The 13,096-nt window shown below is 64.0% G+C and carries 12 protein-coding genes and 3 tRNA genes; 11 read left to right on the forward strand and 4 right to left on the reverse strand.

The features are described from left to right. Positions 1–7 precede the first annotated feature (7 nt). Together ACFO27_RS05385 and ACFO27_RS05390 are read right to left on the reverse strand one after the other, a co-directional pair. The gene (locus tag ACFO27_RS05385; RefSeq protein WP_376816356.1) at positions 8–718 is read right to left on the reverse strand and encodes a sulfite exporter TauE/SafE family protein; all 711 of its coding nucleotides are present in this window, start codon (positions 716–718) and stop codon (positions 8–10) included. After that, positions 715–2,109 carry an amidohydrolase family protein gene (locus ACFO27_RS05390; protein WP_376816357.1) on the reverse strand — a complete coding sequence of 465 codons (1,395 nt, stop codon included), beginning with the start codon at positions 2,107–2,109 and terminating at the stop codon, positions 715–717. The genes ACFO27_RS05385 and ACFO27_RS05390 overlap by 4 nt, the downstream gene beginning before the upstream one ends. 396 nt (positions 2,110–2,505) lie before the next feature. Between ACFO27_RS05390 and ACFO27_RS05395 the strand changes: the two genes are divergently transcribed. Then, positions 2,506–3,849 (forward strand): uracil-xanthine permease family protein, encoded by a 1,344-nt coding sequence (locus ACFO27_RS05395; protein ID WP_376816358.1) that lies wholly within the window; start codon positions 2,506–2,508, stop codon positions 3,847–3,849. Positions 3,850–3,912: 63 nt separating this feature from the next. On the opposite strand, the gene ACFO27_RS05400 is transcribed toward ACFO27_RS05395, so the two are convergent. After that, a complete protein-coding gene (locus ACFO27_RS05400; protein ID WP_376816359.1) occupies positions 3,913–4,359 on the reverse strand; it encodes a universal stress protein in 447 nt (148 codons plus the stop codon). Between the two features lie 155 nt (positions 4,360–4,514). Here ACFO27_RS05400 and ACFO27_RS05405 point away from each other — a divergent pair, with 155 nt between their 5' ends. Beyond that, the gene (locus ACFO27_RS05405; protein ID WP_376816360.1) at positions 4,515–5,582 is read left to right on the forward strand and encodes a metallophosphoesterase; all 1,068 of its coding nucleotides are present in this window, start codon (positions 4,515–4,517) and stop codon (positions 5,580–5,582) included. Between the two features lie 260 nt (positions 5,583–5,842). Here ACFO27_RS05405 and ACFO27_RS05410 read toward each other — a convergent pair whose 3' ends face one another. Beyond that, the gene (locus ACFO27_RS05410; protein WP_376816361.1) at positions 5,843–7,036 is read right to left on the reverse strand and encodes a methionine aminotransferase; all 1,194 of its coding nucleotides are present in this window, start codon (positions 7,034–7,036) and stop codon (positions 5,843–5,845) included. A 266-nt stretch (positions 7,037–7,302) separates the two neighbouring features. Here ACFO27_RS05410 and ACFO27_RS05415 point away from each other — a divergent pair, with 266 nt between their 5' ends. From ACFO27_RS05415 to ACFO27_RS05455, 9 genes are all read left to right on the forward strand, one after another. Beyond that, positions 7,303–7,509: a cold-shock protein gene (locus ACFO27_RS05415; RefSeq protein WP_043679103.1), complete on the forward strand. Its 207-nt coding sequence runs from the start codon at positions 7,303–7,305 to the stop codon at positions 7,507–7,509. Between the two features lie 716 nt (positions 7,510–8,225). After that, entirely contained in the window at positions 8,226–10,142 is a 1,917-nt protein-coding gene (gene mnmG / locus ACFO27_RS05420) for a tRNA uridine-5-carboxymethylaminomethyl(34) synthesis enzyme MnmG (RefSeq protein ID WP_376816362.1), read from the forward strand. Then, complete coding sequence (gene rsmG, locus ACFO27_RS05425) at positions 10,139–10,816, forward strand: 16S rRNA (guanine(527)-N(7))-methyltransferase RsmG (protein ID WP_376816363.1); 678 nt, start codon at positions 10,139–10,141, stop codon at positions 10,814–10,816. The genes mnmG and rsmG overlap by 4 nt, the downstream gene beginning before the upstream one ends. Continuing rightward, positions 10,813–11,622, forward strand: coding sequence for a ParA family protein (locus ACFO27_RS05430; protein WP_376816364.1), 810 nt, complete (start codon positions 10,813–10,815; stop codon positions 11,620–11,622). The genes rsmG and ACFO27_RS05430 overlap by 4 nt, the downstream gene beginning before the upstream one ends. 37 nt (positions 11,623–11,659) lie before the next feature. Further along, positions 11,660–12,601: a ParB/RepB/Spo0J family partition protein gene (locus tag ACFO27_RS05435; protein WP_376816365.1), complete on the forward strand. Its 942-nt coding sequence runs from the start codon at positions 11,660–11,662 to the stop codon at positions 12,599–12,601. Between the two features lie 39 nt (positions 12,602–12,640). Next, positions 12,641–12,727 (forward strand) — tRNA-Tyr (locus ACFO27_RS05440). Between the two features lie 50 nt (positions 12,728–12,777). Further along, positions 12,778–12,851, forward strand: a tRNA-Gly gene (locus ACFO27_RS05445). A 35-nt stretch (positions 12,852–12,886) separates the two neighbouring features. Beyond that, positions 12,887–12,961 (forward strand) — tRNA-Thr (locus tag ACFO27_RS05450). A 36-nt stretch (positions 12,962–12,997) separates the two neighbouring features. Continuing rightward, positions 12,998–13,096 (forward strand): GTP-binding protein (locus ACFO27_RS05455; protein ID WP_033453371.1); only part of this gene is annotated, 99 nt, incomplete at its 3' end.

Below are 13,096 nucleotides of genomic sequence, written 5' to 3' on the forward strand. Positions count from 1 at the left end.
AAGGGATTCAGGCCTGCAGGATCACCACGATTCCGGAAATACAGGAAAAGCTCAGGACGAGATAGCGCAGCAAGGGGCCATCGAGCCGGTGATGCACGAATTTGCTCGCATACGATCCTAGCACCAAAAACGGCAGCATCCGCGCCGAAGCCAGCAGGGAATCGGCGCCGACCTTGCCGCCGATCGCCAGGACGACCAGGGAGATGACTTCGCCCACCAGGAAGCACAGGGCAACGGTCGAACGCAGGACGGCGCCGCTCTTGTGCTGGTAGGCCAGTGCCAGCGGCGGCCCTCCCACGCCGGTCGAGGTCTCGGTCACTCCCGTGATCAGCCCGACCAGGCCCAGGCCCTTCCTGCCCAGTTCGAAGGAAGGCGACAGCAGCGCCACCACGGCGGCGACCAGGGTGGACCAGCCGATCAGCAGGGAAAGCTGATGCAGGTTGACCACCAGCAGGATCCACAACCCCAGGAAAGTGCCGGCGAACCGGCCGATGCTGATCAGCTTCACCCCGCGCCAATCGATCGCGGCGCGCTCGCGCCAGCCCACGTAGGCATTCAGCGGAATCATCAGGACCAGCAGCAGGACCGGGATCAGTCCGGGTTCAAACAGGGTCACGATGGGCGCCGCCAGCATGGCGAACCCCATGCCGCTGCAGCCCTGTGCGAAGGCCGAGACGAACACGGCCAGCCCGATCAGGAGGAAGGCGGTCGTGCTCATGGGCGGCGGGCCCTCCACTGGACGCGATGTTCGCTGGCGAAGGGGTCCACGCGCCGGACCGGCGCGTTCGCCACGATGCGTTCCGACAAGGCTCGGGCCCGGTCCATCAGCGCCTCGCCGTCCCAGTCCACGGGCATGCCGCTGTCGAGCCGCAGGCGGCCCTGCACGATCACGGACTCGATCTGGTCCCGGTTCGCCAGCCGCACCAGCTCCCATTCCAGGTCCCAGGAAGGCGCCAGCTCGGGGACGTCCAGCCTCACGACCAGCAGGTCGGCGAAGGCGCCCGGAACGATTTCACCGACTTTTCCGGCCAGGCCGACGGCATCCGCCCCGCCGCGCAGTCCCATGTCCAGCCAGCGCCAGCCGCCGCCTGAGGAAGAATCTCCGCTCGCCATGGCGGTCGTCAGGCGCTGCGCGGTCTCCGCGGCGTCCAGCAGCCGGAAGGCGTCGCTGCGCGTGCCGTCAGTCCCAAGCCCCAGGCGCACGCCCAGTTCGCTCAGCAGCAGGGCCGGAGCGACCGCGTTACCCTTCCAAGCGCTGGCCACCGGGTTGTAGCTGACGGCGGCGCCGCTGTCGCGCAGCAGCGTGATTTCGTCCGGCGTCAGCAGGGTGGCGTGCGCGGCCAGGAGTTCGGGGCCGATGGCGCCCAGACGGCCCAGGCGCTGCAGGGGCCGCAGTCCCGTGGCGACCAGTGAACGCTCGACGGCCGCCAGATGTTCGTTCAAATGTGTCTGGAAAGGCACGCGGGCCTCGCGGGACAACCGTGTGACCGCCACCAGGACTTCGTCGCTGGCGGCCTCGGGAATGGAGATCGCCAGCGACGGATGGATCAGCGCATGCCGATCCCATCGGGTCAGGTGATGCTGCGCCAGTTGCAGGATCTGCGGCTTCGTGGCGACGGCCTGGCCGCCCTGCAGGTCGTTGCAGATGGCACCCAGCACGCACCGCAGGCCCACCTCGGCGACCGCGCCGGCCACGATTTCCATGCCGACCGTGGCGCGGGTGCCCGCGTCGGCCACCGTGGTGAATCCGCCGCGCAGGGATTCCCAGGCGGCCAGGCGGGTGGCGACGTCGATGGCCTCGGCGTCCATGTGCTGCTCCATCGGCACCCAGACGCGCCTGAAAATTTCCGAGGGTTCGCCGAACACCAGCGACTTGCCGAATGTCTGCGTGACGTGGTGGTGCGCATCGACGAATCCCGGCATCAGCAACCGCCGCGACAAGGAAACGGCGGGCAGGGCTTCGGCGGAAAACCGCTCCACCGGCCCGACGTCCGTGATCACCCCCTTCTCGACGCGCACCCCCAGGCCGGAACGCACGCCATCGGGCAGTAGGACCTTGTCGGGCACCAGCAGGACGGCCCGTTCGTGCATGTCCCTCAGTATGTTCATCCAGATATCCTCGATGGCGATCCGGGATGGCACGAGCCGCGGAATGCTTCCCGCAGTTCATGATCCATGATTCCAAAATCGATTTGTGTCGTGGAATTCTACTCGCCAAACCAACTGGCGGCAATCCGCGGCCTCGCGGGCGGCCGCCACGCCGGAGCATGCGGATGAACACGCGCCCCGGCGGCGCGGAAACGGCTTCGCCCATCCGTCCCCCGGCCCGGGAAAACCCGGTGTTGACAGGATTTCCAGCAAGCCGGAGCATTTACATAAATCGATTTGGGAAACATAAATACAAAACCCAAACCGTTTTGGAACCAGACAACCCATACGCAGAGGCCAGCAATGGAGACAACCCATCCTCACCACGACGGCTCGCCGGCGCAAGAAGTCCACCCAGTGGATCAGATACGCCCCGTCGGCAAGCTGTTCCTGTTCGCCATCCAGCACATCCTGGTGATGGTCGCGGCGCCCGTTTCGTCCGTCTTCCTGATCGCCAAGGCCCTGAACCTGTCCGAAGCGCTTTCCTCGGCCCTGCTGTCCAGCGTCTTCGTATTCTGCGGCCTGGGATCGATCCTGCAGTCCGTCGGCGTCGGCAGGATCGGCGTCCGGCTGCCGTTCATCATGCTGCCCGGCGGAGCCGCCACCATCCTGTTCATCTCGATCGCCCAGGGCACCGACCTGCAGACGGCGGCCGGCGCCGTCATCCTGACCGGCATCTTCTACATCCTCGCGGTCACCCTCTTCGTCCGCATCCTGAAGTACTTCCCGCCGCTGGTCATCGGAACCATGGTCGTGGTCATCGGCATCAGCCTGGTCAAGGTGACGGGCCTGCTGTTCACCGGAAGACCCGGCACCGAGCACTTCGGCGATCCGCGGCAGCTCCTGCTGGCGCTGGTCACCATCGTGCTGACGGTCCTGTGCTTCAGGTTCCTGCGCGGCTTCCTGCGCCAGCTCTCCGTGGCCCTGGGCCTGGTGGGCGGCACTCTCTTCGCCATGGCGCTGGGCGAAACCCATTTCATCTCATTGATCGCGGGACCGGTCATCAGCACCCCGGCCCTGTTCCCCTTCGGCATGCCGCATCTGGACCTCGTGGCCGCCATCCCGATGCTGGTCTGGAGCCTGGCCTCCATGGCGGAAGCCACCGGGCAGACAGTGATCAACGGGGAAATCGTCGGCCGCGAAGTGGACCCGCCCCGGGACGTGCCGCGCGTCATCCGTTCCGACGGCATCATTTCCATCATCGGCGGCCTGTTCGGCACGCCCGTCATGGTGACCAGCGGCGAGAACATCGGCATCGTCCGCGCCAGCGGCGTGCGTAGCCGCTATGTCACGGCGGTCGCCGGCGCGCTGCTCATCGTGATCGGTTTCACGCCGCTGGCGCGGATGCTGAACGGCATTCCGCCCGCCGTCGTCGGCGGCACGGCCGTCGTCGTGTTCGCCATCATCAGCGTGCTCGGCATCCAGATGCTGGCCCGGGTCGACTTCACGCGCACCGGAAACCTGGTCACCTGCACGCTGGCCCTGGCCCTGGGACTGCTGCCCGTGCTGATTCCAGGCATGTACCACAGCCTGCCCGCCAACGTGCAGACGATCTTCGGCAGCGGCGTGGCCATGAGCGCGCTGGTCGCCGTTCTGCTCAACCTGCTGTTCCACCACTGCGGGGGAAAACGGGATTGCGACGACCCCGCCGAAAAGCCGGACGCGCGTCCCCAGGCCCGGCCCGCCAACTACCGGATCTGAAACCCGCGCGAAAAATCGCCGGCTCGGGTCCGGGCCTGCCGGCGGCCTCGCTCTTGGCCGGGCTCAGGCCGGCTCGTCGCCCGTCTGCTGGATCAGAAGCACCGGCCGCCGCGTCATGGCCAGCACCCGGCCCGCGACCGACCCGATCACCGCGTCCAGCAGCACGCCGCGGCCGTGCGCCCCCATCACGATCATGTGGGCGTCGACTTCGTCGGCATAGTGCGTGATTTCCTGGGGAGCGAAGCCGATCCGGGACTCGGTCGCATACGGCACGCCCGCCTGGCGCAGGACGTCGGCCGTGGGATCCAGGACCTTGGCGGACTCCTCGTCATACCAGCTCTGGACAGCCGCGTCATCGACGTAACGGCTCACCCGGGCGGGCAAGGCGGCCATCACATGCAGGATCCGCACGACCCCGCCATCGGGCAGCAGCCCGGATTGCGCAATGTAGCGCGCCGCCTGAAGACTGTACGCGGAGCCGTCCGTCGCCAGCACGATGTCCTTAGCCATAGGGCCTCCTGTCATCAATGTACGGACGCATGCGCGCCCACTCATAATCTACCGTGTGCCCGGGTCCCGAAGACCGGCCGGCCGGAAGAAACCTTGAACTGACTCAATCAAACGCATCCATTGTCCCGATCCTCGTACCGAAGGACAATAGGACAATGAACCCGACCCTACTCCACACCCTGGACGCCCAGCCCCTGGCCGTCATCGGCGACATCCACGGCGAGATCCAGGCGCTGGATGCCTTGCTGGACCAATTGCGCCAACGCCCCGAGACACGGGACCGCCTGATGGTATTCATCGGCGACCTGTGCGACCGCGGCCCGGACAGCGTGGGCGTCATTCGCCGGGTACGGGAACTCGTGGACCAGGGGCGCGCGCTCGCCATCCTGGGCAACCACGAAATCAACCTGCTGGCCAACGACGCGAAGGACGGTTCCGGCTGGTTCTTCGATAGCCGGGAAGCCTCCGATACCCCTTTCTACGCGCCGTTTTCCCGCGCCTCGGCCCGGGAACGGCCGGAAATCCGCGATTTCCTGCGCAACCTGCCCCTGGCGATCCGCATGCCGGGACTGCGCATCGTGCACGCGGCCTGGGATCCCGCTTCCATCCAGGCCATCGCCGACTTTCCCCGCGGCTGCATCCTGGAACTGATCCACGAACAGGAATTGAATCTCATCCGGGCGGCCGGCGCCGACGACCTCCATGCCCGCTACCGCGCGGAACTCGACCGCTGGGGCAAGCAGCTCGAGGATCCCGACGATCCTCCCCCCTACCTGGACGCCGTGGCGGATTTCGAAGCGCTCGAACAGCGCCTCAACCCCATCAAGCGCCTGACTTCCGGCATCGAAGCCCGCAGCCCGCAGCCCTTCTTTTCGGGCAACCGCTGGCGCTATTCCGACCGTACGGCCTGGTGGAACGAGGACGACGATCCCACCCCCGTGCTGATCGGGCACTACTGGCGCCTGTTCGAATCCCCGGACCGGGGCGCGGGCTGGCGATACGGCCGCCTGTTCGAAGGCGTCGCTCCCGCAGCCTGGCATGGGCGGCACCGGCAGGCGTTCTGCATCGACTACTCCGCCGGCGCCCGCTGGCGATCCAGGAAATCCACCGATACGGGCAAGGAAAGCCGCTATCGCCTGGCCGCCATGCTCTGGCCGGAACGCACCCTGCTGTTCGACGACGGCGCCCTGATTCCCACGGTCGACGGGCCTTCATCCCCCTGATTTCCGGGTAACCGCCTTGTGGATAAGTCCAGAGGCGGCTTCATGTGTCTATCCTGTCGACAAGTTGTTCATAAGCGGCACAGTTTTCCCGGTCCCGAAAACCATCCCCAAAGCATGCCTCGGCCGCGCACAGGAACACCCACAAGGAAAATCACCATAATCCTTTGATTTTTAACGGATTTAAATGTTTTCCGAGTTATCCACAGACTCCCATCATTCCTACCGGTTTTATATAAAAGAAAAGAGAAAAACATAAAGACTCATCCAGCCACCCAGGTGTTCAAACCCCGCAGACGTTCCAGCGCCTGGTCCAGGGTGGCGTCCAGCTTGGCGAAACACAGGCGCAACAAACCGTGGTTGGATTCGGGCCGATTCGGGTCGGCATAGAAGGCCGACACCGGAATGCTGGCGACGCCGATTTCCCGGGTCACGCGGACGGACAGTTCCTTTTCCAGTCCGGAACCCAACGCGGCGGTATCCACCAGCAGAAAGAACGTGCCTTCCGAATGCAGCGGACGAAGCAAGGTTTCCTTCAGGCCGGAAAGCAACCGGTCCCGTTTTTTCTGGTAAAAGCCCGACAGTTCCGACAGCGTGTCCGACTCCCTCAGGTACCGGGCGATGCCCGCCTGCATGGGCGTACTGACGGAAAAAACGGTGAACTGGTGTACCTTGCGGGTTTCCGCCATCACCGGTTCCGGAGCGCAGCAGTAGCCGATCTTCCAGCCGGTGGCATGGAAAGTCTTGCCGAAGGACGACACCAGAACGGTGCGATCCGCCAGCAAGGGGCGCGAGACGGGGCTCAGGTGCGTGAATCCGTCAAACACAATGTGTTCGTAGGCTTCATCCGACAACAGCAGGATCGGATGCCTGGAAACAATGGCCTCCAGGGCATCCAGGTCTTCGGGCTTCAGTGTCAGTCCGGTCGGATTGTGGGGAAAGTTCAGGACCAGCATCCGTGTTTTCGCCGTGATGGCGGATTCGATCCGGTTCCAGTCGACGCGAAACATCGGGTCGTCCGTTTCCGGCGGGCGCATGGGAACGCGCACCGCTTCGGCGCCCGCCAGCCGGATCGAAGGCGCGTACAAATCGTAGGCCGGGTCGATCAGGAGGACTTCGTCTCCCGGGTGCGTCAATGCCAACAAGCTGCTCATCAGCGCTTCCGTCGCACCGGAAGTGACCGTGATTTCGGATTCCGTCGAGTAGATCCGTCCGTGCTGCGCCTGGACCTTGGATGCGATGGCTTCCCGAAGCTGGGGCAAGCCGGCCATGGGGGCGTACTGGTTGTGTCCCTGCGACATGGCTTCGCTGACAGCCTGGATCAGGGGGCCGGGCGGTGGATAGTCCGGGAAGCCCTGCCCCAGGTTGATGGCCTGGCATTGCAATGCCAGCGCACTCATCTCGGTGAAAATGGTGCTGCCGATGTCGGGCAGCTTGGATGGCAGCGTGTTCAGCATATGTGATCCGGATGATGGATTTGTGTTGGTTTTACGACGCGTTTTTAAGCACGGCGGCTTGAGTTGCGGATACAATCGCGCCTAAGGGAAAACTATGATTTGACTTTTCATGTTGCGTAGTTATGCTCCCTGTTGCAATGCAATCTAGCAGTACGCACGTCTCGCACACGGCATGCCTTGTTGCTATCCGCACTCCGGCACGATCTGTTTCGTTTCAGCGTTCTTGATTCATTGTTTTCATTCATTCATTTAGGACGTTTCAGATCATGGCTCAAACGGGCAAAGTCAAATGGTTCAACGCTGAGAAGGGCTTCGGCTTCATCACGCCGGACGCCGGTGGCACCGATGTGTTCGCGCACTTCTCCGCCATCGAAGGTCGCGGCTATCGCAGCCTGAACGAAGGCCAGGCCGTGCAGTACGAAGTCAAGGATGGCCCCAAGGGTCCCCAGGCTGCTGAAATCCGCCCGCTGTAATCAGCCGCGCGGTTTTCTCGAAAGGCACTCTTCGGAGTGCCTTTTTCATTCTGGCCCGGGGTTTTCCAGCCAAGGAAACTTGTACCCCTCTTGTCCAGGGCTTGTCCACAGCTTTGTTCACATTGGGTATGTGCTTATATCTTGGACAATGTTCCACGTGGAACATCGGTGTACATTCATTGTTTTGGGTATTGTTTGATTGTTGGTGGGCGGCGGTCCGTCAATGCGGATGAGTTTGACCTGCTTGACGATTGCCATGTCTTGAATGCCCTGATGGGATCAAGAATCCGGTGCAAGATTTCTATAAGCATGGTTATTCTTGGCTTGAAGCATCAAGGAATCTTTGAACAAGTTCTCGCGCCGCGTGCACCTGTGGACTCGGGCGGTCTACCCTGTTGTTGATTCACGTCGCGGTCTGCAGGCCGCTTCGATTTACTGAGTATGGTTATTGTCCGCAGGGTCTGCCCATGGGCCCATCCTGCAATAACATTGGCTATTGCTATAGTTCGCGTCTTGAATGCTATCAAGATCCGTAGTGCCCGCTTGCCGCTCGACTTGTCCAAAGGTTTCCTGACTGGAATTCAAGGAGTATTTTTCTGCTCTGAAATCAGCTTGCCAGAATGTTCCACGTGGAACATACCTAAACTCTGTTTCACGTGGAACATTTCCCCGAAGGCGCACGAAGTATAATTTCGTGAACCTCTCAGTTTCTCCCTATGAATTACTCTGAAGAATTCGACGTCCTCGTGATCGGTGGTGGTCATGCCGGGGCCGAGGCCGCATTGGCCGCGGCCCGTATGGGTGCGTCCACGCTTTTGTTGACCCACAACATGGATACCCTGGGGCAGATGTCCTGCAATCCTTCCATTGGGGGTATCGGCAAGGGACACCTGGTAAAGGAAGTCGATGCCTTGGGGGGCGCCATGGCCTGGGCTACGGATCAGGCAGGTATTCAATTCAGGATATTGAATCGTTCCAAGGGGCCCGCGGTGAGGGCGACTCGCGCACAGGCGGATCGGTCCCTGTATCGCCGCGCCATCCGGATGATCCTGCAGGAGCAGAAAAACCTGATGATTTTCCAGCAGGCGGTGGACGATCTGATCCTTGAAGGGGATCGCGTCGTAGGGGCTCGAACCCAGATCGGACTGGTGTTTCGTGCGCGGGCCGTGGTCCTGACGGCGGGCACGTTCCTGAACGGGCTCATGCACGTCGGGCTGTCTCATTACGCGGCGGGCCGCGCGGGTGATCCGCCGGCAACCAGCCTGGGGCAGCGGCTCAAGGAACTGAAGTTGCCCCAGGGGCGCCTGAAGACCGGCACGCCGCCGCGCATCGATGCAAACACCATCGATTTTTCCAGGACGGAGGTCCAGCCAGGGGATACGGATCCGGTGCCGGTATTTTCCTTCCTGGGCCGGGCCGACATGCATCCGGAACAGGTGCCGTGCTGGATCACGCACACCAATGAGCGGTCCCACGAGATTGTGCGTTCCGGCCTGGATCGTTCACCCATGTATAGCGATCAGGGAACGATCGAAGGAATCGGTCCGCGATACTGTCCCTCGATCGAGGACAAGATCCATCGCTTTGCCGACAAGACCAGCCATCAGGTGTTCCTGGAGCCTGAAGGGGAATCCTCTCGTGAAATCTATCCGAACGGGATTTCCACCAGCCTTCCGTTCGATATCCAGTTCGCCCTGGTCCGCAGTTTGCCCGGTCTGGAAAATGCCCGCATCATGCGGCCCGGCTATGCGATCGAATACGATTACTTCGATCCCAGGCATTTGCATTCCTGGCTGGAAACCCGGTCGATCCGGGGCCTGTTCTTCGCTGGCCAGATCAACGGCACCACGGGTTACGAGGAAGCTGCCGCCCAGGGGCTGCTGGCGGGCGCCAACGCGGCCTTGCAGGCGATGGGCCGCGAACCCTGGACGCTGGATCGCAGCCAGGCCTATCTGGGCGTATTGGTGGATGATCTTGTAACAAGAGGTGTTACTGAACCTTACAGAATGTTTACTTCGCGGGCGGAGTATCGCCTCAGCCTGCGCGAGGACAACGCCGACCTGCGCCTGACGGAAATGGGGCGGACGCTGGGCCTGGTGGACGATGTGCGCTGGGATGCCTTTTGCCGCAAGCGCGACGCCGTCGAGGCCGAAGTCCAGCGCTTGCGGGAAACCCGCGTCAATCCGGCGGTGCTGGACGCCCATGCCCGCGAGCGCCTGGCCCTGCGGCGGCTGGATCGCCATCCCAGCCTGCTGGATCTACTGCGCCGTCCCGACGTCGAATACGACGCCCTGATGGCCCTGCGGGACGAGCAGGGGGCCTTGCTGGCGGGCCCGGGGCTGCAAGATCCCGTGCAGGCCGAGCAGGTCGGCATCCAGGCCAAGTATGCCGGCTATGTGGACCGCCAGCGCGACGAGATCGAACGCCAGAAGGCCCAGGCGGACCAGGCCGTGCCGGACGACTTCGACTATGCCTCCGTCGCCGGCCTGTCGACCGAAGTGCGCCAGCGCCTGGAAACCGCCCGCCCCGCCACCGTCGGCCAGGCGGCGCGGATTTCCGGCGTCACGCCGGCGGCGGTGTCCCTGCTGCTGGTCCACCTGAAGCGGCACGCCCGCGGGCGCCAGGCGGCATGACCGATATTCCTTTTCCCGAATTCCAGGAACGCCTGGAAAAAGCCCTGGACGCCCTGGGGATGCGGGCCGACCACGTCCGCATTCCCGCGCTGCTGGGCTACCTGCAGCAGTTGCGCCATTGGAACAAGGCCTACAACCTGACCGCCGTCCGCGACCCCGCAAAGATGCTGGTGCAGCACGTGTTCGACAGCCTGGCCATCGTGCCCGAGTTGCGGGCCCGCTGGCCGCGCCGGGACCTGCGCGTCGCGGACATGGGGTCGGGCGCCGGTTTACCGGGTATCATTCTGGCCATCTGCCAGCCGGAATGGTCCGTCGTCTGCGTGGATGCCGTGGGCAAGAAGACCGCGTTCATCCGCCAGGCGGCCGGCGTTCTGGGGTTGAAGAATGTGCGCGCGGAACATGGCCGCATCGAAGCCATGGACAGCCTGCGGGCGGATCTCGTGATTTCGCGCGCCTTCGCCTCGCTGTCGGATTTCGTGCGCGTCGCCGCGCACCATCGCGCCCCGGGCGGCACGATGCTGGCCATGAAAGGCCTGGATCCCGTGGCCGAACGGGCCGCCCTGGAAGCCGACACGGGCTGGTTCGTGAAAAGCGCCGTTGAACTGAGCGTGCCGGAAATGGATGCGCGCCGCTGTCTGCTGGAACTCGATTCAAGTCCCGAAGGAACCCCATGACCGCCGATCGTCCGAAATCCGCCCGCGTGTTCTGCATCGCCAACCAGAAGGGCGGCGTGGGCAAGACCACCACGGCCATCAACCTGGCCGCGTCGCTGGCCCTGCACGGACAGCGCGTCCTGCTGGTCGATCTGGACCCCCAGGGCAACGCCACCATGGGCAGCGGCATCGACAAGAACGCGGCTTCCGTCAACCTGTACCAGGTGCTGATCGGCGAGGCCGACGTCGCCCGGGCCCGCATCCGTTCCGAGAGCGGTGGCTACGACGTGCTGCCCTCGAACCGGGAACTGTCCGGCGCCGAGATCGACCTGGTGCAGATGGACGACCGCGAGATGCAGCTGAAGCAGGCCCTGTCCAAGGTCGCCCAGGACTACGACTTCATCCTGATCGACTGCCCGCCGACGCTTTCCCTGCTGACCCTGAACGGCCTGGCGGGGGCGCATGGCGTGATCATTCCCATGCAATGCGAGTATTTCGCGCTCGAAGGCCTGTCCGACCTGGTCAACACCATCAAGCGGGTCTACCGCAACCTGAATCCCGACCTGGAGCTGATCGGCCTGCTGCGCGTCATGTTCGACACGCGGATGACGCTGCAGCAGCAGGTCTCCGCCCAGCTGGAGTCGCATTTCGGGAACAAGGTCTTCAAGACGGTCGTGCCGCGCAACGTGCGCCTGGCCGAGGCGCCCAGCCATGGCCAGCCCGGCGTGGTCTACGACAAATCGTCCCGGGGCGCCCGGGCCTATCTCGCCTTCGGCGAGGAACTCATCCGCCGTGTCGGCGGCCAGATTCGCCCGCGCGCGGCCTGAGCGGCCCGCCCGGCATCATCCATAGGAAACACACACGATGGCCACTCGCAAAAAAGGACTCGGACGCGGCTTGGACGCCCTGCTCGGCGCCGACAACGGCGCGCTGGACGCGGTGGGACGCCAGAAGGACGACTCCCCCAGCCAACTGCCGATCGACGTCCTGCGCGCGGGCCGCTACCAGCCGCGCACCCGCATGGACGAAGGCGCGCTGAACGACCTGGCCGAATCCATCCGCGTCCAGGGCATCATGCAGCCCATCCTGGTGCGTCCCCTGGAGGACGAGCCCGGCCAGTACGAGATCATCGCCGGCGAACGCCGTTTCCGCGCCGCGCGGCTCGCCGGCCTGGATGCCGTCCCCGTCCTGGTGCGCCGGGTGGCCGACGAGAACGCCGCCGCCATGGCGCTGATCGAAAACATCCAGCGGGAAGACCTCAATCCGCTCGAGGAAGCCCATGGCGTGCGCCGCCTGCTGGACGAATTCGGCCTGACCCACGAACAGGCCGCCACCGCCATCGGCCGCTCCCGCTCGGCCACCACCAACCTGCTGCGCCTGCTGAACCTGGCCGATCCCGTGCAGACCATGCTGCTGGCCGGCGACATCGACATGGGCCATGCCCGCGCCCTGCTGGCCACCGACGCCGCGCAGCAGATCCTCTTGGCCAACGAGGTCGTCGCCCGGCGGCTGTCCGTGCGCGAGACCGAGAAACGCGTCGCGCGCGCCCTGCGCGAAGCCGACGAACCCCTCTCCACGCCCGCCGGCCGCGCGGCGGCCCGGGGCGCGGCCGGCGCCCGCTCCGGCGACCTGGACCGGCTGGAAAAAGCCCTGTCCGATCATCTGGCGACCCAGGTGAGGATCCGCACGGGCGCCCGCAAGGGCGGGCAGCTGGTGATCGAGTTTTCCGACTGGGAACACCTGGACGCCTTGCTGGAACGCCAGGGCCTGGGCGGCGTCCTGGCGGGTCGGGATGCCGTCGCTTGACATCAAGTTCGAATATCTTCATAATTCGAGATTCGCTTCGGTGGGGTGCCCGAGTGGTTAAAGGGGGCAGACTGTAAATCTGTTGGCCTTGCGCCTACGTTGGTTCGAATCCAACCCCCACCACCATGCGAGCGATGTCCCGCGCTGATGCAGGGACGTCGGCAGGGATCCGAATCGCGGGTGTAGCTCAATGGTAGAGCAGAAGCCTTCCAAGCTTACGACGAGGGTTCGATTCCCTTCACCCGCTCCAGCGGGTCCGGTTCGACGGATGTCGAAATGAATACCGCCCATGTGGCTCAGTGGTAGAGCACTCCCTTGGTAAGGGAGAGGTCATGCGTTCGATCCGCATCATGGGCACCACAACATCTTGGATCATTCCACAGTCAGGAGTCAGCCATGGCAAAAGGCAAGTTTGAACGGACCAAACCGCACGTGAACGTGGGTACGATCGGCCACGTTGACCACGGCAAGACGACGCTGACGGCGGCGATCACG

Source organism: Castellaniella denitrificans, assembly GCF_042653765.1.
Lineage (GTDB): Bacteria > Pseudomonadota > Gammaproteobacteria > Burkholderiales > Burkholderiaceae_B > Castellaniella > Castellaniella denitrificans.